This window comes from Sphingobacterium sp. B29, assembly GCF_001952815.1.
Taxonomy (GTDB): Bacteria; Bacteroidota; Bacteroidia; order Sphingobacteriales; family Sphingobacteriaceae; genus Sphingobacterium; species Sphingobacterium siyangense.
Window position 1 is genome coordinate 4,830,019 of sequence record NZ_CP019158.1, and the last position, 25,284, is coordinate 4,855,302.

The following is a 25,284-nucleotide window of genomic DNA, read 5'->3' on the forward strand; positions in this document are numbered from 1 at the left end:
CTATTTAACATTAAATTTATAACTTCGATCATCGCATTACAAATTTTGAGGGCTAATAGGTTAAAAATGGGCTATTGAAGGTTAAAATCTACCCATAAATCGAGGGTACAATCCTTCATCTTTGTAAGAACAATGATCTTCGGCGTATTAAATGAGCAATAACATGTCAAAAATGAATCTTAAAAAAAAGCTATTGGATCCTATTTGCGCTCGTATGCACACAGTTGCCAAGCAGCGTATATAGCCAACAGGACGAACACCCCGTATGGAAAGCAGTCAAAGCACAGCAAGCCACTTTAGGTGTAGAAGAGGGTGCCAAAAACTTTACCCTCAAAAACCTCCATGTAGCTATCCTCAATGCATCGCAGACGCTATCTTCTTTTCGCCCCAACGGCGGCGAAAAAGATTTTGACTATACACCTGTTGAGCTCCTGAGCAAAAGAGACCGCAATAAGTTTTTTCATATCGGTGATATCAATATCAGTTTGCGCCGTCAGGGTGATACCCCCTGGACTTCCTACTCATCGGCGGCAGACCGTAAACATGTCATCCCAATAAATCCGGCAAAAAACGATCTTGCAAGCGCAGATATCAGCCCTACGCTCAACAATATTCCGTTGAAGGTTGTACGCAGCTGGCGAGATGACGGAGGCGATCTGATCCTGAGTTTTGAAGTTTCAAATCCCAACGATTATCCCATCGAAATCGGCGCGCTGGGTATCCCACTTCCTTTCAACAACAACATGGATTGGAAAAATCTCGATCAGGCACATGCACAGAATGTCTTTTTCGATCCCTATATCGGCCAAGATGCGGGTTATCTACAGGTCAACCGCCTACATGGCAATGGGCCGAGTCTGTTGGTATTGCCCTATAAAAATGCAGGCTTTGAAGCCTACAATCCGCTCAATACAGACCCTACCCCCCGAAGTATTACCTTTGAGGGATTTCATGAATGGATGATCCACAGTAAGGCCTATGCCGAGACTGATTGGAAAGGCGTAGAACAATGGAATACACCGACTTATACCCTCTTGAAGCCACATGAATCAAAGACCTTTGCCTTAAAATTTGTCCTCGCGCCAAGTATCCGGCAAATTGAATCGGAGTTATTGAAAAACAATAGGCCTGTCGCTGTTGGACTTCCCGGATATGTTGTCCCCATGGACAATCCCGCCAAACTCTTTGTTAAGCACAACAAAGCGGTCAAAAGTGTCAGTGTCTACCCCGAAGGTGCATTGACCCTGACAAAAAAAGGAAGCACCGCACAGCAATGGACCGAATACGAAGTGAAGGGCAACCATTGGGGACGCGCGCGGCTTACCATCAACTACAGGGATGGCATTACGCAGACGATCCACTATAAAGTAATCAAATCCGAAAAAGAAGTTGTACAGGATCTGGGCCATTTCCTCACCACCAAGCAGTGGTATGAAAATGACAAGGATCTCTTTGGCCGTTCACCATCTGTCATATCCTATGACTATGAAGAACAGCAGCCCATCACCCAAAATAGGAGCGCCTGGTTTGCAGGCCTCAGCGATGAAGCCGGAGCAGCAAGCTGGCTTGCCGCCCTGATGAAACAAGTACTGCAGCCCGATCAACAGGAAATAGCCAAATTGAAACGTTTTGTCAATGAGACCCTATACGGTCATATCCAGCATAAAGAAGGCGACAAGAAATATGGTGTTGTCAAAAGCCTTTTTTATTATGAACCAGATTCAATGCCAGCCGGTACCTACCGTTCGGATATCAACTGGAAAACCTGGTCTGCCTGGCCCAAAAAGGAAGCCGATGACATTGGACGATCCTACAATTATCCACATGTTGCGGCAGCACATTGGGTGATGTACAGGCTCGCCCGCAACTACAACAATCTGGTCAATGAGGAAACCTGGGACAAGTACCTCGAACGGGCTTACCAGACCAGTATCGCCATGGTCGAAAAAGCGCCTTATTACGCACAGTTCGGTCAAATGGAAGGCAGTATCTTCCTTATCGTACTCAATGATCTCCGTAAGGAAGGATTAACAACGATGGCCGACAAGCTTGAAGCCGCCATGCGCAAGCGAGCAGAGCATTGGAAAACCCTCAATTATCCATTCGGGAGCGAGATGCCATGGGATTCTACAGGTCAGGAAGAGGTATACCTCTGGTCGCGCTTTTTCGGTTTCGACGAAAAAGCTCAAGTGACGCTCAATGCCATCATTGCTTACATGCCTACCGTACCGCACTGGGGTTACAATGGCAGTGCACGCCGCTATTGGGATTTTGTCTACGGCGGCAAGCTCTCCCGTATCGAGCGGCAGCTGCACCATTATGGTTCGGCCCTCAATGCCATTCCTGTCCTTACAGCTTATCGCGACCATCCGGACGACTTCTACCTGCTCCGTATCGGACATGCAGGTATGATGGGGGCCTTGGCCAATGTCACAGCCGACGGCTTTGGCCCGGGAGCGTTCCACTCCTATCCATCCACACTAGCCAATGACGGCATCTCGGGCGATTATGGAACCGGCTTTTATGGTTATGCCGTCAATTCGGCGACCTACATTGTCGAACATCCCGAATTTGGCTGGCTGGCTTTCAGCGGAAATCTAAAAACCGAAAAACAACAGGTCAAGGTTGCCCTGACTACAGCTTCCAAGGGACGTGTCTTCCTGGCAAAAGAAAATCTTTGGTTGACCACAGATGCCGGAGAAATTGCCGAATTGCACTACGATCAAAAAGACCATAGTGTCACCCTGATCTTCAATAATGAAGCAAAACAAAACAGCACAAATATTCTGCTCAATGTAAATCCCGAAAGCCATTATGAGGTGGAAGGAATAAACCAAGATCCATTGAATCGCTATGTAATACCCCTATCAACAAAAACAGTAAAATTGAAAAAGCTGAAGTAGAAAAGAATCCAGACAATGGCCTACTAAAACATGGGCTATCTCTTCGCCAGACTCCATGCTAGAAACACAAGCGATCATAAGACTTCAAAAAAACGGGCTTTCATTTAGATGGAAGCCCGATTCAAAACAAAGGCTATTTTTTCACGGTTCTATTTAGCTCAGCAGCTTTTGCTGAAATGCAAAACGGATCAGATCGGCCGTATTTTTGCTTTTGGTTTTGTCCATCAGGTTCTGACGGTGCCCTTCGACAGTCCGTTTGCTCAAAAAGATCTTATCCGCAATTTCCACAGCGGTGAAACCCTGCGCAATGAGTTCCAGTACGGCAAATTCCCTTTCTGTGATTTCATACTGCGACAGCCGTGAAGTAACATCAACATTCGCACTATTCTCAACATCAAAATTTTCCATAAACCGTAGACCGAAATTGGTCATCAGATATTTATGCCCATGAGATAAACGTAACAATCCGAATAAGATTTCATCATAATCCCCCCCTTTAGATAGATACCCGTCTGCACCACTCCGAAAAGCTTCGGCTACATCAACCGGATCTTCAATCATGGAAAGCACAGCAAACCTAAGATCAGGATATATTTTTTTGGCCATTCGGATGAAACTCACACCATCCATGCCCTGCATATTCAGGTCCGTTAAAACCAGATCCGGCAATGCATTTTGTTCAAGATAGATTAATGCATCCTCTGCACTGTCTACTTCTCCTACCACCGAAAGCTTGTCGTGGGTATCAATGATCAAGCGTATCCCATTTCGCACAAGTCGATGGTCATCAACTAAAAGAATTTTAGTCATTTTTCCTCCAATCCTACCAAGATAATCTATTTTTTTAATTAAGTTATTTTTTAAAATAAGTTCACGTAAAAATCCCCTCCAGTTCTACTTGACCTTTCGCCATATCTTTTCATTACCCACCTGATTATAGTGGGGTGCCAGCGCAGAAAAGCGCAGTGTCTCCTGACTGCCTAAGGCAAGGTAGCCGAATGTTTCGAGGCTTTCATCAAAAAGGGACAATACCCTGGCCTGCAGCTCTGTGTCAAAATAGATCAGCACATTGCGACATAGAATCAGCTGAAAAGCATTAAAAGAAGCATCACTCACCAAGTTGTGAGATGCAAAAACAATACGTTCCCGCAACGTGGAATTGAGTTTTACCCAGTTATAGTTCGCGGTATAGTACGATGAAAAATCAGCTTTACCGCCCGAAAGCTGATAATTTTCAACATAAGATTTTAGATTTGCCATCGGGATGACAGCCTTCTTTGCCTGCTCAAGCACCGAGGGGTTGATATCGGTGCCATAGATCAATGATTTGTGCAATAGATTTTCTTCTTGCAATAAAATTGCCAGCGAGTACGCTTCCTCACCTGTTGCACAGCCCGCTATCCAGATGCGGATAAAGGGCGAAGTGCGCAATTTTGGAAGGATTTCATGGCGAAGATTTGCGAAAAAGCTTGGATCACGAAACATTTCGGTTACGTTCACTGTCATCTTTTCGACAAATCGCTGCATGTATTCCGGATCGTGGACAACACGATAACGTAGCTCGGCGAAACTCGCAAAATTATCCAGCAGGCAAAGCTGGTTGATCCGCCGCGATAAGGATGCTTTCGTATAGTGGGTAAAGTCGTAACCATAGAGACGCTCCACATCCTCCATCAGGATCATGACCTGCTCTTGGCTGACAATTTTTTTCCCTGTGGTCATCCTGCGATTTCTCTTATCATCTGCACAAGCAGTTCAATGTCGATCGGTTTCGAGATATAGCCATTTGCCCCTGCAGACAGACATTTTTCACGATCGCCGGTCATTGCCTGTGCCGTCACGGCGATAATAGGCAATTCACTTGCGTTCCATGAATCACGGATCAGCTTGGTGGCTTCATAGCCGTCTATCTCGGGCATCATCATATCCATGAGCACAATACCTATGCCGCCATGATCCCTTAACTGAGCAAGTCCTTCTTCTGCAGAAAGACTGCCCATCGCCTGAAAACCTCTTGACTTCAAGGCCAATTTCAACGCAAATATATTGTTCTGATCATCGTCGATGATCAATATGGTTTTATTTTTATCCATGCTCCTTATTTATTGCGTTATTATTCATATAGCCATACGCGCAAGAGAGACAATAGCTGATCGATATCCACCGGTTTGGATATATAATCAGACGCTCCTGCGGCAATACATTTTTCCCTATCCCCCATCATTGATTTGGCTGTAACAGCAATAATGGGCATGTTTTCGTATCGCTGATCTTTTCGGATCGAAGCAATCGTTTCGTAACCATCCATTTCGGGCATCATCATGTCCATCAGGATCACCGCCACATCCGGATTATCTTCCAGCTGTTTCAGCGCATCTTTTCCGTCCGTTGCCGGCACCACGGTCATCTGATATTTTTCGAGCGCTTTGGTTAGCGAGAAAATATTTCGAATGTCGTCATCCGCTACTAGTACTTTTTTTCCCTGCAGAACATCCTGCAAAAAGCCAAGTCCACCCGGCGATTTGGTAGAAGGACCATTATTTTCCTCTACGAGATGTAGAAATAAACCCACTTCGTCCAAAATACGCTGATAGGAATTAGCCGTTTTTACAATGATAGAATCCGCATACCGTTTTAATTTCATTTCCTCTACCTGCGAAAGGTTCTTACCGGTAAATACAATAATCGGCAAATTTTCAAGGCCTTGGTTTCGTTTTACGGCTTCCAATGTCTCGTAGCCAACACGGTCTGGAACCCCCATATCAAGGATCACACAGTCGGCAGTGTCTGAACTCAGCGCCACAATGCTATCTTCTACATTGCTCTTGATCTCCGAGGCAATGTCAAAACTCTCGAGGAAGAGCGACAGCGCCGCCGCATGTTTGGGATTTTCTTCAACGATCAATACTTTTTTGGGATGCCGTGTGAGCGCATCTTCTATTTTACGGAACATATCGCCCATCTGCTCCAATGCCATCGGTTTATTGATAAAGTCTATGGCGCCCTGAAGCAGGCTTTCTCTTTTAACCTGTAAAGAAGACATAATATGCACAGGTATATGTCGAGTCTTGGGGTTTTCCTTGATCTCAGCCATTACCTGCCAGCCATCTTTGAGCGGAAGCTGAATATCCAATAGGACCGCCAGCGGCATATAACGGGCCACCATCTCCGCAGCGATATCACCACGGACGACCACGATACCTTTGTAGTTTTGCTGACGCGTATATTTGAGCAAGATCTTTGCGAACTCAATATCATCTTCAACAATCAGGATAAAACGGTCGCCTGCGACGATGCTATCGCGATCATCCGGAATATCGGCTGGGATAGGAATCTCAGGCATCCTTTCCACGGCCTGCACGGCCACTTGTGAATCTTGTTCCACTAGAGCGGGCTCCACCGTTTCAACGTCTGTTTCTCCGATCATTGGTCGCTGCAATTCCGTAGCAAATACGGATGGCATGTTGCCCGAAATCTGCTCCGGAAGGATAAGGCGGAATACACTGCCTTTGTTTTCTTCACTATCCAACAAGATTTCGCCTCCGAGCAGACGCGCCAGTTCCCGACTGATCGAGAGCCCCAGTCCAGTACCGCCAAATTTGCGGCGCGTCGAACCATCAGCCTGTTGAAAAGCTTCAAAAATCAGATGCTGCTTGTCTTTTGGTATTCCTATTCCCGTATCGCGCACTTCAAATACGATACGGTGTCTCTGCGACTGTTCGCGGTCAATATGCAAGGTAACCTTACCCGAAGCTGTAAATTTGATGGCATTCGACAATAGGTTACGTAAAATCTGATCCAGGCGCTGCTTGTCTGTTTCGAGCTGTATCGGCAAACCCTCCGCGGCGCTCATTTCTAATCCGAGCTGCTTATCCGCGGCGATTGGTCCGAACATAGCCGTCAGTCCGTTCAGTATATCGGTAAAATATACAGGCTGTACATCCAGATCCATTTTTCCGGACTCTATTTTGGAAAGATCCAGAATCTCATCTATCAAGGTCAGCAGGCTCTTTCCCGAACTTTGGATCACAGCTGCCGATTCCATCTGTTCTTCATTGAGGTTGCCGTCCGAATTTTCGGCCATCAAACGGGAAAGTAACAGAATTGAATTGAGCGGTGTACGCAGTTCATGCGACATATTGGCCAAAAATTCAGACTTATAGCGTGTACTTTGTTCCAGCTCCGCCGCTTTTTTCTGAATTTCCTGATTGCGTTCGGCGATTTCAACATTTTTATCTTCCAATAGTTTTGAGCGCTCCTCCAATTCACGGTTAGATTGCACCAGTTCTTCCTGCTGCACGCGGAGTTCCTCTTCTGATGCCTGCAATTTATGGGTATGCATTTCGAGGCTCGAATTGAGGGATTCCAATTCGGTATGCTGTGCCTGCAGCTCTTCAGTCTGCGCCTGAGTTTCTTCCAATAGATTCTGCACCACAAGTCTGGCCTGTGCCGCCGCAAGTGTAGTACCTACTTTTTGCACTGCATCTCTAAAAAATGCCAGCTGTATGGAAGAAAAAGGCTTTAGTGCCCCCAGCTCCATCACACCGATACATTGGTTACCATCAAAAACAGGCAAGATAAAAAGGTTGTTCACCTGCACCTTTCCGCTGGCAAAACTGATAACATAGCTGCTATTTTCGAGGTTTTCAAATAACTTTTCTTTCCCGTCTTTAAAGACCTGACCGACCATGCCTTCTCCTGGAGCGAAGCGCTTATGGTCGGGATCTTCGAGTCCATAGGCTCCCCTTAAGACAAGTTCATCCTGTTCCATCAGGTAAATGGCACCATTGACACAGTTGCCATATTTTGTCAGATGACCCAGCGTAACGGCTGTGAGCTCTTCCTGCTGTTTATTACCCATCAAGAGGTTGCCCAGCTGGGTTAGTCCGGCCTGATGCCAATTGTTATTACTGAGTTCATCAAATGATGTTTTGAGCGACCTGGCCATTTCGTTGAGGGATCCCGTCAAGCTGCCCAGATCGTCCTGTTCGGCATCCTGAATCTGCATTTCATAATTGCCGGCAGCAATCTCGCGTGCTATACGCTGGGTAATGCTCAGTCGGCGCTGGATCTCCTCATCCTTGCGTTTTAGGTCATTCTGCAACTCCTCGCGCTTAAAGAAATCTGCCCTGAGGCGGAAGTAAAAAAACAGTGTAATCAGCAACGAAACTGCCGCAGCCAATAAAACAAATATGGAGGTATATCCCGAAGACCGTGTAAGTTCATCTGAACGTCGATTAAGCAACGATTCTTCTTTATCTATGATTTTGCTGATCAACAAACGGCAACTGTCCATATAGGTTTTGCCTTCTTCGAGCTGGGCAACAGAGACGATACCACCTCGTTTTTTGATGTTCACCAAATTCTCTAATCGATCCAGTCGAGACTGAACAAGTGTTGACAGGGTATCAATCACCTGCTGCTGAGCTGGGTTATCAGCCGTAAGATCATGCGCGCGGCTCAGGGATTGAGGCAAGGACTGAAGACCATTTTTGTAGGGATCGAGAAACTTGTCCATCCCCGTCAGCAGGAAGCCGCGCTGGCCTGTTTCTGCATTCTGTAAATCCTGCAAAATTTTATTGACACGACTCATGACACGGCGGCTGTGATCAACCATCGCACTATTGTGGATCTGCTTACGGATACTCACATAAGAAGCCGTTGAACTCGCTAACAGGATCAACAGTGAAATTCCAAAACCTATCTGCAGGTTTCTTAAAATAGTTTTAGGCATGCTTTTCAACAATTGATTTAAGACAATGCCAACTGATGGTCTAGATGGCCGCCAAATATAGCAATAGGGAGCTTAAATTAAATCCCGTGTCGCCCGGCCCCAACCATCTTACCGTATTTTAACAAAAACTTACGTATTTATCCCCCCGAAGCAATTCTATTGGCAATGATTTCGGAGGTTGCTGCACAAAAATCGAGGCCCGAATAATCCGGATTATAGCCGCCCATGTAAGGTACAGCCATCATGAAAAGACGTTGACTGGCGTTGCCGCTGTGGTCTACCAGCCGGAAGCTGTCGTCTATCTTTACCCCGGGTACCTGCAAAAAAATGGCACCATCCGGAGCCACAAACATATGGTCGTTGCCTGCCAGCATTTGTTCTTTGGCCTGTTCCACTGAACGAAATCGCAGGTAAGCTGGACTGACATTGCCATTGTCGACTAAACTCTTGAAAGGAAATTCTTCAAAGTCCAACGGTCGCTGTCCTACACAATCCACAAATGTCTTATAATGGGTTTTTACTTCTATCCCAGATTCATCGGTATAAAAATAGTTAGCGCCGCGGTCGCTCGCAGGTTCAACCCGACTGTCCGTACCAACATTGACCACTTCCAGCCGACCAGCATCGTGTAGTGCGAGGAGCTCACGACTGGAACTCTGCGGCACAAAAGCGATGACAATGGAAATCAACGGCATCAGTACTTTTTTTAAACGCAACATATCTTCGGCAGACATATATTTGGCCGGGTAATTCAGGGTAAAGCTCAAGGCAGAAAGTACTTCTTTCCAATAGATAGACTGACGCCTTCTGATAGATTTCAGCGCTTGTTCGTGCTCCTGGCGAAATCCCTCGAAGGCATCTTTCTGTTCCCTTAAACTGAGTACTGCTTCTACAAAGTCTTCCAGGCTGAGTTTTTCCACAATTGCATAAAAGTCGGGATCCTTTTCCTTAAACTGCGCTTTAAAATTACGATCGAACAGAAAATCCAACGACACGAAACCTTCATTTTCAAGTCTGTTAAGCATGAGTTCCTCTTCGGAGATCAAGAGCTTGTTGGCTAGGAAAGGTTCTTCCTGATGGAATCGGATCGCAGGCAGAAGGCCACTGCGGGTATGCATCAATAACTTAAAATTTTCACTTCCCGGGTCGATCTGATATCTTAACTCACCTGTCTCCAGCGCCTCAAAAGACCCATTGTGGCGTGCAAGTGTACGGATAGCATCGATTGCCGTGAGCGAAGCGCCACGTAAGCCTACTGCATGGTCTGTTTTTAAGGCGAGCTTTGATGGCGGATAGGGTGATTCAAAATAATGCTCTACATTGCCCTCATACCTGGTTGGCCATTTATGTCCGGTACAGATGATAACCTTGTCTACGATATAGGTATCGGTGCTGCCGACCATGATTTTAACCTGCGTCTGGCTTTCCAGATCAATGATATCGCTGACCTGGCAGCCGAGATGAATCTGTGTTTCTATCCCCTTTTCATCCGCCATCCGTTTCAATAACATAAACTGCTCCGAAAGGTAGCGGCCAAGGAGCAACCGTGGCACCACTTTGTAGCGATTAAAATCGTCAACATCGATTCCATAGCTTCGAAGCGTGGTTTCCGATAAGGATTGAACATAATCCTCAATCGTGGAGACCAGTGCGGGAATTTCATGATCCGAGACATTAGTTAGATGCTCAGGTGTAGCACCTTCGTAGCTATAAGGCATCCCTGCCCCCAATTGCTTGCGGGACTCGAAAATAGATACTTTGAGACCGGCTATATTCTTTTCGACCAATCTCTTGTACATAAACAGGCCACTGGGTCCACCCCCGATAATGGCTACATGAATGTTTTGTTGCATAGTTTTCGTTGCGCTGCCTAAAGGACAGTATTCGGTTCTAAGAACAAGGGTAAATTGCAGAAAGTTTTAGGCCTATTTATTTCAGGACAATAAAAAACGGGATAAATACGGGCCATGATTTAAATACCTGAATCTCGGATTCTGCAAACGATAATCAGGTACCTGCTGTTTTTCGAATAAACAAAATGATAACAAATAACAATATTATGGAAAACAACATCAACAATCCGGAGATCATCAATGACATTATCAAGATCAACAACGACCGCATCGAGGGTTATAAAAAAGCTATTGATCTGGCGACAAGTCATGGTTTAGATAAACTTATACCAACATTTCAAAAATTTATCGGACAGTCGGAAGAATTTATTGCCGAGTTGACACCTTATGTTGAGCTTGAAGGCAAAGAGGCGACGGATAGCACCATGCTGAGCGGCAAGCTTTTCCGCGCCTGGATGGGGATAAAAGTAAATATTACGGGAGATGACGAAAGAAGTCTGCTCGAAACCTGTGAGCAGGGAGAAGATGCCTTCAAATCAACTTATCAAACAGCTTTGGCTGAAGGATCGGAAGAACTTTCGCAAAATGTGCATAGCTTGATCAATACACAGCTCAGCAAGCAGCTTGAAGCGCATAATATCATTAAAATGCTGCGCGATAGCAAAACCCTCTAAGATTGAAATAGTAATTTTTCTTTTTCACGAAAAATACCGAAGTGTAATCCCTTCGGTATTTTTTTATGTTTCGACTTCATCATTGACTCACCCTAGCCAAGAATGTAGTGCCGCTTTTGCTGATTGCTTCCATTTCTCCCGAACAGAGATTGTTGTAGTAACAATTAGCATGATCAAAAATATCATTTCACTTAAATACATCATCCTATGATCGCCATACTCCCATACGGTAACCAAAAGCGGAAAAAGGAAATCTGAAAAATCATATGGTATAGCAGAATTGACACCACCGAAAGTTACATATAAGAGTATAAAGACATAAAAAATAATTGCCGTACACTGTATGAAAAATCGGTTCACTAGCTGAAAAAATATTAATAGCAGCTGAACCATTAGGATACCCCTCGGAAAGTATGTATTGTTAAAATAGGCCCACATCGTAAACAATACACATACAATGAGCCCCATTAGGATCAAATTATTAAGAAATTTTGACATCGTACAATGCTCAATTCGGTAAACAGTTAAAAAAAGTAATATTTTACATGATTTTAAGCCTTTAATACATGGCTTTTTTGATTAATAATGCGTCTTTTGAGATACAATTTCAAATCAATTATAAAGATAGGTACACGCTGCCATTATTTCATTAAAATATTTTCAGCAATTATGAGACCGGTTTATACGAAAGCACTTTCGAATTTAGGGAACAGGATTTTTGAAATTCGACGAGAAAATTGCGACAAATACCTCTCCGAATATCATTTTCACAGTGAATGCCAGCTTACCTACATCATCAAGGGTAATGGCCAACGCTGCATTGGCGATCAGCTGGAAGACTTTGAAAGCGACGAGCTGACATTTATCGGCCCGGGCTTACCGCATGTCTGGCACCATGAGGACACAGTTGCCTCCGAGGAGCACAGCGCAGTGTCCATAACACTGATTTTCGATCCTGAAGCCCTACTATCTTTTTGCCCCTTATTAGTTGAAACAGCCCCGCTGCATGACTTCCTGGAAAGATCGCGACAGGGGATGTTATTTTATGGAAAAACAAAAGATAAGCTCAAAAAAATACTACGAAAAATGGTCGGCACCTCCGATATGCAAAAAACAGCCTATCTATTTGAGTGCTTAGCTACCATTCTTCACACAGAAGAATATGCTGTACTATCCGATAAGTCCTATAGCAATGGATCACCGCGAAAGGACGGGGAAATTATTTTTAGCATATACAATTATGTTTTTGAAAATTTCAACAATGAAATTTCCTTAGAGGAAGCAGCTAAATTGGCGAACTTGACCAAGCCATCCTTTTGTCGCTTTTTTAAAGCACATACACGAAAAACATTCTCAAAATTCGTCAATGAAGTGAGGATCAATGAAGCTTGCAGGCTGTTGGTTCAGGATGAAAACCAGATAACAAATATTGCCTATGCATGTGGATTCAACTCCCTTCCCAACTTCAACAAGTTCTTTAAATCGATTAAAGGGATTACGCCTTCCGATTATAAAAGTAAGCTTTTGATGAATAAAGATTAGCGAGCAGTGACAAAGCGAATCAAAGAAGAACTGTATTAATCAGCTCTTTTTATAGTCCTCAGGTGCCAATGGGATAGTCGGCGTTCCAGCGATCTCACGCATCCAGTTATTGAAATCTACATTCTATGGTATGTCGAACTTTTTGTGCAGTCTATTTTTGCGAACCTGCACTGACCTAATCGTCACAAAGGTATATTCCGAAATATTTTTAGTAGTAAAGTTGAGAAAGGCCATGGCACAAACTCTAATTCTGTATTTCGCAGATTAGCGTCAAATGATGTGAGCGCCTGGATAAACTGTGGATACAATTCAGTAAATAGGATCAAAAATTCAGGATTGTTGTTTTTGGCCAGGTCTATCAATGTATTGAATTTATTTTCCCCGATCTGCTCGGGCAGTTCCTTATTGATTGTTTCGGTTTCCTGCAATGCCTCTTCTTTCTGTACCAATATCTGCTTGTTGTGCTTCGACCGCCAAACAAAAAACGAAACCGCAACAAGCAGCAGCAGCGACGCTATTGTATTTATTGCTGCCTTAGAAACTTTTGTGTTCGCTTCCCTGTCCTTGAATTTTAAAATTTGGTTTATTGCAATATCCATGACATGCGCCTTTTCCCTTTCCAAAGAATCGTTGAGCAAAGCATAGGCTAACTCATATTTTTCAGACTTGTCATTTCCCAATTGTAGGATCTATAATGATCAGCCAGATATTTATACCTTCTACGCGTTGCATTACGGTCCCCGACTTTCTTTATATTGGCCAGGCTCTTATGATAATAAACCAATGCTTTTTGACGATTACCTTTCTTTTCTTCCAGGTTAGCCAAATAAGTATATGTATTAAAAAATATAAGAACATTATATTTCTTTACAGGTTCAAGCGATTTATCAAAATAGTGATGTGCATTTTCAAAATCATCTTTCATTGTGTAGAAGTTTCCTATCGCATCAAAGACTCCCAAATAAATTAGTACATATTTCTTTTATCATTCTGCTTTGTCGCGCATTGAGCAAGGCAAAAAATAGGCAAAAAATGCCAAAAATTCTCATCGGCGAAACATAATGAAAGTACAAATATTTGCTTTTTTCTTCAATACAACAAAAAAATCAATATCCAATAAGTTACAATAACAAATTCGACCTCAGAAAAAAGAGTTAAAAAAAAAAATACAACGAAATAAAGATCTCTGGAATAACAAAAGGCACCTCAAAAAGGTGCCCTTCCACTGTAGTGCTATATTGTATTTTCCTCCTATTGTGGGTAATAGTGCTGCTGTACCGTTTTGATCTGTTCTACTATCGGTGGGGTGCTTCTTTCGGTTGCAATCTCGATTAATTTTTTGAAAAAGAGTTGCGTAGGCCGGAATTCATAGCCCATGTCGGCCGAAAGCTGATCAAAATGCTGACGGATCGTCCCGGGGTCTTTTAAGGCATTCCGCACATTCCAGCGATAAGGAGCAAATATAAACCGTAGCCCATCGTTATTGCCGGGCAGCGGCACCGTACCGTGGTCATCTTCTTCGTAAAAAGCATATTTCCAGTTGAGCTCTTTCAACTGCCCTTTTTCCAGTAAAGCCTTAAACTTGCCAATAGCTATTTCGTGTTCATCATCTTTGACGTTGCGCACACGCCCATTGTTAGCCTGTGCCAGAAAAAGCCGTATCCCCTTAAAATCCTGCTGGGTATTTTCACTTTTCCGGATCAGTAGTTCATTATCCCACCAGAGGCTCGGATCATTTGCAATATAAGCATTGAACATAGGGGCGGTCAACAGGTTATTGATGGCGGTGAGTCCGCCAAATGAATGCCCTACAAATACTTTAAAACCATTGGAGCGGTAATTCTTTTCCATAAAAGGGAACAGCTCGTTACCCATGAAATTCATGAAAGCCTCATTACCGCCACTCCCCTTAAATCCGGCCCGACGTTTTCCGGAAACTCTTTTTCTTTTGCTGTTGCTGTTGGCGTCAGATCGCGCGTGCGGTCGGTATTGGTTATCCCCACAAGGATGGCCGCAGGAAGAATACCAAAGGGTTCGCGGCTCAGGTAATGGTAAATAGAGGAAAGGTAGTTGAAATTGGTTTCGCCGTCTAATATATAAATAACGGGATAATTTGTCTTTGCACTATTTTCGTAGCTTTCGGGAACCGAAATCAATAGCGTCCGGTTTTCGTTCAATATTTCGGATTTCAACTGGGTTTTGATGCCAATCGTAATGTCCTGTCCTTTTACCGGATTAAATGATAAAATACATAACAGCGAAACAATGTAGGGTATAATTTTCATAATAAATAATGTATCAAGCGCTAAAAAACGGAGCCGATAACGATCGACTCCGTCCGACAAATAATGTTACTCACAATGCGTAACATTGTGCATAACCTGCAATTCTATTTCTTTTTTCTGCGCCCCCACCAGATCAGAAAACCTGTAATCGGGAGCGATGTGGCGACTATACCTGCCACAAAGGTAGATAACTTACCAAATTGTCCCCACCACTGCCCCATGTGAAGCTGCCACACGTAGTTTTCCACTTTTTCGTGGATCTCCTCCGGTGGGGCCACAGCGATGCGAGCTCCGCTGTACTTGTCAAATACGGCGATGTCCATATTTTCGGTGCTCTTCAGTCCGGAGGTTCCTCCAGAAAATACATAGGCACCCGATTTTTCGAGCCTATAAATCCAGATACCGATATTTTTCTTGCCTGCATATTCGTTTCCGAAAAGCTGGTCAACAAAAGGTACCATATCCAGTGCTGTTTTTCCTTTGACAGCTTTCGGGATTTTCTCGACCACATGGGCAGCGGATCCGCCCGCGAGTTTTACCGTCAGGTCGCCCAGCGGATGAAAGAAGATAATCAATCCCGTCGCGCTCAGTACCACACACAAGATCAGGGAATAAAATCCATATACATTGTGAAGATCGTAATTGAGCCTTTTGAACCTGGCCTTCCATTTGACCGTAAAACTTGCCTGCCGGGTGGTCCTGTTCCATCTATTGGGCCACCAGAGTATCAGCCCTGTCAGGGAACTGATCAAAAAGATCACTGTCGAAATGGCTACGATCCATCCGCCGGCTTTCCCTGCCAGCAGGCTGGAATGCAGGTGTGCTGTGATATAAAAGAAGTAGATGGTCGTATCCATCTTGAGCACCTCGGCCGTATAGGGGTCGATGTAAAGATGTGCCAATTTTTTGGTCTTCCCATCAAATACCCTTGCACGCACCGAACGCTTGGGATCTTTGAAAAAGACAAGTTCCGAAATCGCCAGGTCAGGGCTACTTTTTTTGATGGATGCCAAGAGCACTTCACTGGTCACCTTCTGCGCTTTGACTTCCTTGACAAAACGCGCATCGCCGGCACAGAGATCCATGATTTCGTCGCCATAGACAATGATTACACCTGTAAGACATACAAACACCAGTATCAGACCGGAGACTATGCTCGGCCAAAGATGTATCCATGAAACAAAGCGCATAAAAAGTGTCTTTCCTTTCCGCTTGGGCACCTGGTCCACTGCGGCAGGCCGGGGTTTCAATTTGGGGGTATAGGTTGCCATCTCTCTTTTCTTTTGATCTATCGGTTAGAATTTAAAGGATAAACTCGCCAGCACTTCGGTCGGCTTCTGTGGTTTGCCATAGAAATCCCAGTAGTGGATATTGCCCAGGTTGTTGAGTTTCAATCCGATTCTATATTTGGGTTGATCATAAAATGCTGTCGCACCAAAAACAGTATAAGCCGGAGTCGCAAATACCTCATCCAGATCAAGGTATACCTTATCGACGTGATTTAATCCGGCCCCTATACCAAAACCTTTGATGCGTCCGTCAAGAAACTTGTAGGAGGTCCATACGTTGGCAACATTTTTCGGTGTCCAGATCATCCGTTTTCCTTGTGTGGAAGCCGTATTTTTGATGTATTTATTGTCATTGTAACCATAGCCGACTATGACGTTCCAGCCGCTTAGTGGGTTGGCAATAAAATCAAATTCAAATCCGCGGCTTCGCGACTTACCGTTCTGTACGCTGATACCGTCCACAACGGTCCAGAGGATATTCGACACTATAATGTTATAATAACTGAGGGTGGTATTGACTTTACCGCCAAACAGTTCGGCCTTGGCCCCCACCTCAAATTGATTGGCCTGCTCCGGTTTCCAGTTCATCATTTCGGGTTCGCCGGCCTGATTTTCATTGGTATACCCACGTGAAGAGGCCAGGTTGGTAAAACTGTTCATGTAATTTGCAAACACCGAGAGCTGATCCTTGATCGGCTGGTAGACCAATCCGATCTTGGGTGATACATTGGTCTGCTTATAACCTTCGGTCGTTACTGCCGTACTTTTTGCCGGATTGGCATTGGGGGTGTAACTGTAGGAATCCCCATTGATGTAGTGATTTAGACGTAGGCTCAGCATCACAAACAAACGATCCGACAGGTTGGTCACATTAGACAGATAGGCACTCAGATTTTTGTAACTGGAGCGGCTATAGGAATCTCCAGGGCTATTTGCTGCACGGGATTTTTGGATATCAGCCCGCGAGATCGGTTTCCAGGCTGAATCTTTGATACCGATGGTATCGTAGGTGATAAATGCCGGAGACATGCTCTGGTCCGTACTTTTGTAATACGAGTAGTCCAGTCCGGCAACTAACGTATTCTTTACTTTACCGAGGTAGTAATCTCCCGTAAAATTCTGCTGCAGGGAATTATAAGTCAAGTTGTAACGGTCAAAAATACGGTAACGACGCTGAATCTGGTTATCATTTATATAAGTGGGCACAAAGAAAATAGACTCTTTGTCGCCACTCTGGTTGAACTGGTAGGATGTGCGCGACACCCAGTTTTCCGAAATACGGTACTCCAACTCTGTCCCCACGTTCATATTGGCACGTGATGTGGTGATATCATCACTCAGCATGGCACGGTCATAGGGAAGCGGAACTTTGTCCATCGTTCCGTAAGATAGCTTATTGGTATTGCGGACATAGGCCAATAATGTTTTTTCGGGCACATAGATATCGGCATCAAAACGGACGGTGGTACGTTCGTTGGGTTTAAACAGGAGGCTTCCCGCAAATCCCATGGCCTTTTGTTTTCCGGCATCCTGAAAACCGTCCTGCGTACTCCCCATGACATTGAAACGTGCCAGGGCAGTGCGGTCTTTGTTGAGCGGCGTATTGATGTCGGCCGTGATCCGGTTCATTCCCCAGCTTCCCGTGGTATAGCCCACCTCACCGCGAAACGATTCAAAAGGTTTCTTGGTCACATTGTTGACCACTCCTCCATAGGAAGTTACCTGCGATCCGAATAAGGTTGCCGAAGGGCCTTTAATCACTTCCACCCGTTCAATATTGAATATCTCGGAGGTTGTACGCGGGTTGCTCGGCAAACCATTCCGCATGGTCACATAGGCGTTAAATCCACGCATGAAAATCTGATTTCCACTGTCGTTGACGCCATTGCTCACCACTGCACCGGCCACCTGGCTCATGGCTGTATTGTAATCCGTAGCCCCCAATTCCTGGATCAGTTCTTTCGGAATGACCGAATACACCTGGGCATTCTGCAGGTTGGCCAGGGGCATACGCGAGATGTCTTCCGTTTCCTTACGGGCAAACTTGTTCTTCTGAATATCTTCGACCACGACCTCCCGCAGTTCGTTATATTTTGATTCGATAATAATGGGATCAATGGATTGACTGGCTCCAGCTTCGATACGGACCGGCTTGGTGATAGCAGCGTAGCCTGCATAGGTGATAACCAGCGTATAATGTCCTGCTGGGGCCTCCAGTTTAAAATTCCCTTGCTCGTCTACCCGTGTGCCAAAACGCGTGTCGCGCAATACAATAGAAGCATAAGCTAAGGGTTTATGGTCGGTGGTGAATACCTGACCGCTAATTTTACCCATTTGCTGTGCCAGTGCGGCAAATGGAAAAATAAGGCTAAATAAAATCACCATTCCCAGCGATTGAAGAGTGATGTCATTATTTTTCATACGATATATTGTCTGTAGATTAATGATGAATTAGGCTGAAACACCGCGTTTCATTCCGTTCTGCTCTTGTAAAATGTGAAACAAGAAATATTCGTTATTTTTAATAAGTCTAAATAACTTTGCAAAAATAAAATGTATTTTTGTTGAAATAGCAACGCGAAAACGAGTATTACACCAACGAATTTTGACCATGATAGACGAGAATCTGTGTTTCGGATCGGCCTTTGCGCATCGGCTGATTACGCTCCAGGAAGATTACATGAGCATCATTATGGATAACATTACCTACGCAGACATTAAGGAACAGATCTGGAAGGACTGCGGTTATATTCTGATATATCGGGAGCTGAACCTAAAAAAGCCATTTGTATACCCTACTACACACAAAAATGGGCTCTTAAAGATTCAGTTTGAGCTCGAGGGTTATTCTTCTTACCGTCCGGTAAAGGAGTCGGACAGCAATCTTCCGATTGAAATCAGGGCCGGGCAGTTCAATCTTTTTTATATGCCCTACGTGCAGGGCGATCTTCATTATACGGTAGACAGGCGTTGTATTGACCTCATGCTGCCACTGGATTTTCTTTCTACGCTGAGGCTTGCCTGTCCCTTAATCAGGGAGCGGTTTGAACAGGCAGTTTCGCAGGGCAAGGGCTTTAAACTATTTGAACAGGCACAACCTGTTCCTTTTAAGGTGAGGGAATGTCTCAAAGAAATCATTGGCAACACAATGCCCGTCAGCCTGTCGCGCTCCTATTTTCGGGTCAAAGTGCGGGAAATTATCCTGCTGGTATTGCTCCACTACTACGAAATGAATTCCGGTCAGCATTGCCAGCCACCAGAACTGAGAGGAGCAGAAAAAGCTTCTGTCATCAAACAGTGGATTCTCAAACACCTGCATGAGCCCATCGATATTGATCTGCTCTGCAAACAGTTCAATTCAAACCCGACGACGCTAAACCGCATCTTTAAGCAGCACTTCAACAGCTCCGTCAAAAAATTTATCTGCCTACAGCGCATGGAATGGGCACTGCAGGCCTTACAGAGCGGAGCATATAACATTAAGGAGGTTGCTGGCTATTGCCGTTATGAGCATCCACATCATTTTGCTCACGCTTTTAAAAAGCACTTCGGCAAGACACCACGCGACATGAAACCTTCCTGATGTCACAGGCAGCAATCTGCAGCAGCAGTCTGCAGTAAAACAAAAGGTCTTTCTGCCCACCACAAAAAAAAGACTAGCCTCACGACTAGTCTTTGATTTTACGAAACAACAAGTTTTAAGTATGATCTAAAATTAAATATTATTTAGAATAATTCCAAATAAAAGACAAATTGTTTACAATCGATAGGAAACCGTCGCCACAAAGTTTCTGCGCTGCTGCGGATTCACAGACCAGTAGCCAATGTAATACTGCTTGTTGTTTATATTATTGAGGTTAAAATTGACCCTGAATTTGTTAAACGAGTAGTATACGCTGCCATTTAAAAGCGCATAGCTCGGAAGCTCAAATACACCGGTTACGCTATTGTCTATGACCTTGTATTTGCCACCATAGTTACCACCGAGGCCAAAGCCCAGATTTTTGAGTTTACCGTTCTGAATCTGGTACGATCCCCAGAGATTACCCAGTGTACTCGGTCCTTGTCCACCCGGAGCACGTCCCTTTTCGTTGTAGAAATCATTTCCGTTTCCGGCGATGATGGCAATATGGTTGTAACTGAATCCAGCTTTGACCGAAAAACCAGCGTATGGTATTGCTTCGACGTCAAAATCAAATCCCTTGCTCTCTACCTTTCCACCCTGTATGGATCCCGTAGGTGTGCTATACACCCGATTGGCAACCCTAATATCATACAGGGCCAGTGTTGTCCACAGTCTATCCTTGATCAGGCTCGCCTTAGTGCCGAGCTCCCATTGGTTGGCCCGCTCCGGTTTGAAGGATTGTACCCCGGTCTTTACATTATTGGCATCGTATACGATACTTGGCGCAACATTGTAGAATGCATTCATGTAATTGGCAAAGAGCGAAACGCGGTCTTTTACCACCTGGTAAACCAAGCCCAATTTGGGCGAAAGTGCCCATTGGCTATAATTGTCGTCCGCATTGGAAACCTCCCCTTTTGAATCAAAGTAATCGGCACGCAAACTCGCCATCAGCGAAAGGCGGTCGGTCAGATCCAATAAGTCCGAGGCATATACACTGAACGAACTGTTTTTGATATGCGAAGGGTCGCCCGCTTCGGTACCTGCCAACAGCTGGTCAATCGCCTGACTGGTGAGCGGAACCGGCGTCAGCTCTTTGCCATCGCCATCCAGTGGCCCCTTGATTAGTCCCTGCGGATTTACCCGACGTCCCAGTCCCCAACCCGAACCATGGTCCTTCACGTCGCGGGCAAAATAGTCGACCCCGACCAAAAGCCTGTTTCTCAGACCGGCCAGCTTAAAGTCGCCGTTAAAATTCTGCTGTATATCAAAGGTTCGGGTCTTCTGATTTTCATTGTGGAAGTACTGGTCAAAATAGCTATCACCGGGTTGATTTCCCCAGATATAGCTGTAGATCCCATCAGACTTCACATTGCCCATGGAGACCACAGTCTGTGAATTCCATTGCTCATTGATCTTGTACAGTACCTCGCCCTGCACATTGGACCGTGGGTTTTTGATGGCCAGGTCGTTGCTTGTAAAGGAAAGCTTGGGATTGAGGTTGAGTTCGGCAATATTTTTAAAGGTCAGCGGAGCAACACGGTCCGAGTGGAAGAAAACCGGTGCCACAGCCCGTTTCATATCGAGCAGCTCGGCCATCAGGTTGACCGTTAGCCTGTCATTAACCTTATAGGTCAGTGAAGGTGCAAAGTAGAATGAGTTTTTAAAACCCGCATCCTGAAAACTATGCTCGCGGTGGAAGGCAGAATTGATCCGGAGCGCGATCGTCTTATTTTTATTTAGCGGTGAATTGAGATCTAAGGTTGCGCGATGTAGATCGTTGCTGCCATAGTTGTAGGCCACTTCACCGCCAAAATCAAAATAAGGTTTTTTGGTGATGGTGTTGATCACGCCCCCGTAACCGTAAAAACTAGCACCAAAAAGCGTTCCCGAAGGCCCTTTGAGCACCTGTATTTCCTCTACGCCAGCCGGATCCAGAATACCACTCGACAAGCCCGGAAGCCCGTTGACCAGGTTGCTCTGCGCCTCAAAACCACGTAACGAAAAATAAGCACCACCATCGCCACCACGTCCTGTCGATTCCCAGGTACGGCTTATACCCGATACATTGCGCAGCAAGGCGTCGTCAAAATTGGTAATGGCCTGCTGTTTCATTATTTCATGAGAGACTGTACTGTACACCTGCGGGTTTTCGAGATTGCTCAGCGGCATTTTGGCGACAGAGTTTACCGTCCGGTTAGATCTGAATGCAGATACGAGAACCTCCTGCAACTGCGCATAGTTTTCATTGAGGACAAAATCAAGCACGGTCGGCTTATTGCCTTCAACGGTTACTGTTTTTTCAATTGAGTTTAAACCCGTAAAACTGGTGACAAGCTGATAGCTCCCCGGTTTTAAGCGTTCAAATTTGTAGTGACCATTTTTATCTGTCTGTGTCTGTCTGTTCGTTCCCTTAATGGCTAGGTTGACCGATTCCGCTGGATTGCCATCCAAAGTGGTAATCTTTCCAAAGATACTGGCTGTCTGTGCATTGGCGACACCGGTAAGCGATAACATCGCTACAGCAATATGTATAGATTTCATTCCATAAAAAATTTATGGAGCCGAATATAGGCTAATTTTAGATCTAATTGAAATTAATTAGACTAATTATAAATAATAGTTCAATTAACTGTTGACCTATAGGTTAAATAATATGGTACTCAACTCACTTTATTGTTCTATCGATTCGCTATCGGAAAATTCCACGCTTAATCCATTGTCAAAAAAAACTGTAACAAAGCGTATGTATTCTCAAAATAACTAACCTTATAGCGACAAATTATTTTCAACATCCTGTAACAGTACATATCAGGGTTGTGGCTACCCTATTTATCTCGATCAGCCTACAAACTAAAAAGGTAAGCCCTATCGGGCCAACCTTATCCAGAAGGAAATTATCGATAAAGATTTTAAAAGTCGCTTAATTCTCCAAGCAGCCTCACCTCGTAAAAAAAGGCGGCCGATAAAATCGGCCACCTTTAGGATTAGAATTGAATAATAATTGTCTTTAAAATTCGGTCATATCAATAAAAACTGATTGTATTCTTATGAAAGTTTACTGTCATCTTGTACTGATTTAAAAACGGAGTTCCCAATAAGCCTTCTATCGGTAAGGCATCGTGACCTGTTCCGCCACCGATAGCCTGATCTGTAATCACAGTATACATATCCTGCAGAGCCAGCTCACCTACTTTCGCATGCGTTAGAAACGCTATACGATTGCCTTGACTTGTTCCATTCACCCCTTTGATATCCACCTCACCTTCCTCAAAATCAATATAAGGTTTTAGTTCAGTTTCCAATGTCTTTTTCAATACATTGGCATTTGCACCACAATCTATTCCCATTGGATACATCTTTCCGCCAATAGCAATATCCACAATCGGAATATGCCGTTTCAACCGTAAAGGATATTGCGCCAGCAAAGGCCCTTTCTCGATTGACTTCGCAAGTAGATCACCACGTTCGTCCAATTTTTCGAGCAATAACTCCTGCCGTCCATAATCTAATGTAAACTGGTAGTTTTTCAATACGCCGATGCCCAGCAAACCAAAGATCGGACTGCCATCTTCCAGCTGCATATCGTCCATTTCAGAAACTGGAGCCTCCAATCCATTGAGTACAATGCCTCCTATCTGAAGGCGATTGCCCGCTGACCAGACCACCTGTTGCATCTGCCCGCCAATACCTGCGAAATCTACTGAAACATCAGCACGAATCTGTTCTGCGGGAACAAATTTTTTGCGCAATATAACAACGGGGGCACCGCTATCAAATTGAAAGTAACCCTTTGTTCCGTTGACTGTAGACTCCAGATAGACCAATCCATTAACTAATCTAAAAGGAATCACCAATGTCTTGGGTTGCTCCGCATTCCCCACCGCATCAGCCAATGCTTTTTCAGGATTACCTTTCAAACGCCCTTTAATAATGCCAAGATTTATAATTTTTCCTACACGATTAAATAAGAAACTTGGTTTGCCTGGTTTACCATCCTGATAGGTAACTTCAAGCTGAATCCGTTCATCCCCATTGGCAAGCTTATGCTGATCGGCTATGTAAAACGAACTTATGGTGGAGAATTTAGCCAAAATTTCTGGTACAGCAGCTTGGTTGTTCATTTTGGGAAGATTACCGATCGTTGCACTATCAGCCATCATACGCAACAGTGCGGTTGCATCTTTTGTATTCATTGCCCCAATAATCCGATCAATCGACTTGCTATTGTCATGTTGTTGGGCGATAGCAAGATTTCCAATCAGCAACAAAACAAATTGCATATAAATGATTTTCTTCATATTATTTTACTGTTTCGTCCAACCATTTTGCAATTGAGTCCAAGGTACTATCGGGCATTTCACCTAGCTTTGTATACTCCGAAGGCAGGCAGGTTTGACAGACCTGCAATAAGTGGTTTACATTTGGCAATAAGATCGTCCTAACTTTTCCTCGCTGACCTGCGCCGCTATACTGTTGCCAATAGGTCAAATTGACCGGATCTACAAAAACATCCCTACTTCCATTGATTGCCAAGATGGGCACATCAACCTTACTTAAGAAGATCTGCGGCTCATAACTAACAAAATAGCGGTACCAAGGTCCGATAGCCTGCTGCACATAAGACCAGATCGGAAAACGAAAATGATCATGTTCAATACCTAAAGATTTAAAATAAAGGTCATCCTTTTGCTTCCAATAATTATAAACTGCATTGAGCTTACTCTCCATACTGTCCGATTTGGCATATTGAAAAGCTGTTGCAAACATCAGTCGATTGATTTCATTGGATCTCTTTTTGTCCACTGCGGTCATCGGCGAAGTATTGACCAAATTTTCGTTCTGGACAAAAAGTGATTCCAGACCGCTCGAAGCCAAACCCGATAAACTGATCAAAAAAGCAACATCTTTGCTCTGCGATGCGGCTATCGAGATAACAGCTCCCCCTTCGCTATGCCCTAACAATCCGATATGACTCAAGTCAACATTCTTTTCCGTTTTCAAAAATTGCAGTGCGCCCAATACGTCAAGTGCAAAATCTGCTGTCGTCGCATAGCGGTATTCGCCCGTAGTTTTACCCACACCACGGTCATCCATGCGCAAGACCACATATCCCTTTGGAGTCAGGTAACTGGCAATACGTGCAAACATCTTTGTCCCAGCCATTGTGCCATCCCGATCCTGCGGTCCAGTTCCCGAAGCGATAATAATGGCCGGGTATTTCCCCGCCTTGACAGGCGAGGAAATGGTGGCACCGATGGTGATACTATCTGCTTTTGACTTAAATACAACGTCTTTCTGTTGAATGGATTGTGCTGAAGCTTGGTCATAAAAAAGCAATGCAAGAGCAGCCAATACCAGTGATTTGATTGTTTTCAT

General features: G+C 44.5%; 17 protein-coding genes and 1 pseudogene. 4 read left to right on the forward strand and 14 right to left on the reverse strand.

Features of this window, described 5'->3' with window-relative positions; translation table 11 throughout:
- The first annotated feature begins 224 nt into the window (after positions 1-224).
- On the forward strand, positions 225-2,903 hold the full coding sequence (locus tag BV902_RS20750; protein ID WP_075993577.1) for a DUF5695 domain-containing protein: 2,679 nt from the start codon (positions 225-227) through the stop codon (positions 2,901-2,903).
- A gap of 153 nt (positions 2,904-3,056) precedes the next feature.
- Here the strand turns inward: BV902_RS20750 and BV902_RS20755 are convergent, their stop codons facing one another.
- The 5 genes from BV902_RS20755 to BV902_RS20775 form a co-directional block, all read right to left on the reverse strand.
- Entirely contained in the window at positions 3,057-3,713 is a 657-nt protein-coding gene (locus BV902_RS20755; protein ID WP_075993578.1) for a response regulator transcription factor, read from the reverse strand.
- A gap of 84 nt (positions 3,714-3,797) precedes the next feature.
- Entirely contained in the window at positions 3,798-4,625 is an 828-nt protein-coding gene (locus BV902_RS20760) for a CheR family methyltransferase (RefSeq protein WP_075993579.1), read from the reverse strand.
- Positions 4,622-4,996: a response regulator gene (locus tag BV902_RS20765; protein WP_075993580.1), complete on the reverse strand. Its 375-nt coding sequence runs from the start codon at positions 4,994-4,996 to the stop codon at positions 4,622-4,624. Before BV902_RS20765 ends, BV902_RS20760 begins: the two co-directional genes overlap by 4 nt.
- A 20-nt stretch (positions 4,997-5,016) precedes the next feature.
- Positions 5,017-8,637 (reverse strand): response regulator, encoded by a 3,621-nt coding sequence (locus tag BV902_RS20770; RefSeq protein ID WP_075993581.1) that lies wholly within the window; start codon positions 8,635-8,637, stop codon positions 5,017-5,019.
- A gap of 137 nt (positions 8,638-8,774) precedes the next feature.
- Positions 8,775-10,490 carry an FAD/NAD(P)-binding protein gene (locus tag BV902_RS20775; RefSeq protein WP_075993582.1) on the reverse strand — a complete coding sequence of 572 codons (1,716 nt, stop codon included), beginning with the start codon at positions 10,488-10,490 and terminating at the stop codon, positions 8,775-8,777.
- 206 nt (positions 10,491-10,696) lie between these two features.
- On the opposite strand from BV902_RS20775, the gene BV902_RS20780 reads away from it, so the two are divergent.
- Together BV902_RS20780 and BV902_RS20790 are read left to right on the forward strand one after the other, a co-directional pair.
- Positions 10,697-11,164 (forward strand): PA2169 family four-helix-bundle protein, encoded by a 468-nt coding sequence (locus BV902_RS20780; protein ID WP_075994905.1) that lies wholly within the window; start codon positions 10,697-10,699, stop codon positions 11,162-11,164.
- A gap of 669 nt (positions 11,165-11,833) precedes the next feature.
- A complete protein-coding gene (locus tag BV902_RS20790) occupies positions 11,834-12,706 on the forward strand; it encodes a helix-turn-helix domain-containing protein (protein ID WP_075993584.1) in 873 nt (290 codons plus the stop codon).
- A gap of 182 nt (positions 12,707-12,888) precedes the next feature.
- Here the strand turns inward: BV902_RS20790 and BV902_RS28210 are convergent, their stop codons facing one another.
- The 6 genes and pseudogenes from BV902_RS28210 to BV902_RS28490 all read right to left on the reverse strand — a co-directional run bounded on the left by BV902_RS28210 (position 12,889) and on the right by BV902_RS28490 (position 18,701).
- Positions 12,889-13,386 (reverse strand): hypothetical protein, encoded by a 498-nt coding sequence (locus tag BV902_RS28210; protein WP_075993585.1) that lies wholly within the window; start codon positions 13,384-13,386, stop codon positions 12,889-12,891.
- On the reverse strand, positions 13,353-13,631 hold the full coding sequence (locus tag BV902_RS20800; protein ID WP_075993586.1) for a hypothetical protein: 279 nt from the start codon (positions 13,629-13,631) through the stop codon (positions 13,353-13,355). The genes BV902_RS28210 and BV902_RS20800 overlap by 34 nt, the downstream gene beginning before the upstream one ends.
- A gap of 326 nt (positions 13,632-13,957) precedes the next feature.
- Positions 13,958-14,800 carry an alpha/beta hydrolase gene (locus tag BV902_RS28390; RefSeq protein ID WP_443019328.1) on the reverse strand — a complete coding sequence of 281 codons (843 nt, stop codon included), beginning with the start codon at positions 14,798-14,800 and terminating at the stop codon, positions 13,958-13,960.
- A pseudogene (locus BV902_RS28395) lies at positions 14,689-14,991 on the reverse strand (alpha/beta hydrolase-fold protein); the annotation flags it as partial. The pseudogene BV902_RS28395 and the gene BV902_RS28390, both read right to left, overlap by 112 nt.
- Positions 14,992-15,095: 104 nt before the next feature.
- Positions 15,096-16,262: a PepSY-associated TM helix domain-containing protein gene (locus tag BV902_RS20810; RefSeq protein WP_075993587.1), complete on the reverse strand. Its 1,167-nt coding sequence runs from the start codon at positions 16,260-16,262 to the stop codon at positions 15,096-15,098.
- Positions 16,263-16,286: 24 nt separating this feature from the next.
- Positions 16,287-18,701, reverse strand: coding sequence for a TonB-dependent receptor (locus BV902_RS28490; RefSeq protein WP_075993588.1), 2,415 nt, complete (start codon positions 18,699-18,701; stop codon positions 16,287-16,289).
- Between the two features lie 190 nt (positions 18,702-18,891).
- Between BV902_RS28490 and BV902_RS20820 the strand changes: the two genes are divergently transcribed.
- Positions 18,892-19,863: a helix-turn-helix domain-containing protein gene (locus BV902_RS20820; RefSeq protein WP_075993589.1), complete on the forward strand. Its 972-nt coding sequence runs from the start codon at positions 18,892-18,894 to the stop codon at positions 19,861-19,863.
- A 174-nt stretch (positions 19,864-20,037) separates the two neighbouring features.
- Here BV902_RS20820 and BV902_RS20825 read toward each other — a convergent pair whose 3' ends face one another.
- From BV902_RS20825 to BV902_RS20835, 3 genes are all read right to left on the reverse strand, one after another.
- Positions 20,038-22,449 carry a TonB-dependent receptor gene (locus BV902_RS20825; protein ID WP_075993590.1) on the reverse strand — a complete coding sequence of 804 codons (2,412 nt, stop codon included), beginning with the start codon at positions 22,447-22,449 and terminating at the stop codon, positions 20,038-20,040.
- A gap of 482 nt (positions 22,450-22,931) precedes the next feature.
- Positions 22,932-24,206 (reverse strand): aspartyl protease family protein, encoded by a 1,275-nt coding sequence (locus BV902_RS20830; protein ID WP_075993591.1) that lies wholly within the window; start codon positions 24,204-24,206, stop codon positions 22,932-22,934.
- Position 24,207: 1 nt separating this feature from the next.
- Positions 24,208-25,284, reverse strand: coding sequence for an alpha/beta hydrolase family protein (locus tag BV902_RS20835; RefSeq protein WP_075993592.1), 1,077 nt, complete (start codon positions 25,282-25,284; stop codon positions 24,208-24,210).

What these genes read in the sequence shown, in the direction of transcription:
- BV902_RS20790 (WP_075993584.1), top strand. Translation starts at nt 11,834, where the DNA reads ATGAGACCGGTTTATACGAAAGCACTTTCGAATTTAGGGAACAGGATT.
- BV902_RS20810 (WP_075993587.1), bottom strand. Translation starts at nt 16,262, where the DNA reads ATGGCAACCTATACCCCCAAATTGAAACCCCGGCCTGCCGCAGTGGAC.
- BV902_RS20770 (WP_075993581.1), bottom strand. Translation starts at nt 8,637, where the DNA reads ATGCCTAAAACTATTTTAAGAAACCTGCAGATAGGTTTTGGAATTTCA.
- BV902_RS20800 (WP_075993586.1), bottom strand. Translation starts at nt 13,631, where the DNA reads ATGAAAGATGATTTTGAAAATGCACATCACTATTTTGATAAATCGCTT.
- BV902_RS20775 (WP_075993582.1), bottom strand. Translation starts at nt 10,490, where the DNA reads ATGCAACAAAACATTCATGTAGCCATTATCGGGGGTGGACCCAGTGGC.
- BV902_RS20825 (WP_075993590.1), bottom strand. Translation starts at nt 22,449, where the DNA reads ATGAAATCTATACATATTGCTGTAGCGATGTTATCGCTTACCGGTGTC.
- BV902_RS20830 (WP_075993591.1), bottom strand. Translation starts at nt 24,206, where the DNA reads ATGAAGAAAATCATTTATATGCAATTTGTTTTGTTGCTGATTGGAAAT.
- BV902_RS20780 (WP_075994905.1), top strand. Translation starts at nt 10,697, where the DNA reads ATGGAAAACAACATCAACAATCCGGAGATCATCAATGACATTATCAAG.
- BV902_RS20835 (WP_075993592.1), bottom strand. Translation starts at nt 25,284, where the DNA reads ATGAAAACAATCAAATCACTGGTATTGGCTGCTCTTGCATTGCTTTTT.
- BV902_RS20765 (WP_075993580.1), bottom strand. Translation starts at nt 4,996, where the DNA reads ATGGATAAAAATAAAACCATATTGATCATCGACGATGATCAGAACAAT.
- BV902_RS28490 (WP_075993588.1), bottom strand. Translation starts at nt 18,701, where the DNA reads ATGAAAAATAATGACATCACTCTTCAATCGCTGGGAATGGTGATTTTA.
- BV902_RS20820 (WP_075993589.1), top strand. Translation starts at nt 18,892, where the DNA reads ATGATAGACGAGAATCTGTGTTTCGGATCGGCCTTTGCGCATCGGCTG.
- BV902_RS20755 (WP_075993578.1), bottom strand. Translation starts at nt 3,713, where the DNA reads ATGACTAAAATTCTTTTAGTTGATGACCATCGACTTGTGCGAAATGGG.
- BV902_RS20760 (WP_075993579.1), bottom strand. Translation starts at nt 4,625, where the DNA reads ATGACCACAGGGAAAAAAATTGTCAGCCAAGAGCAGGTCATGATCCTG.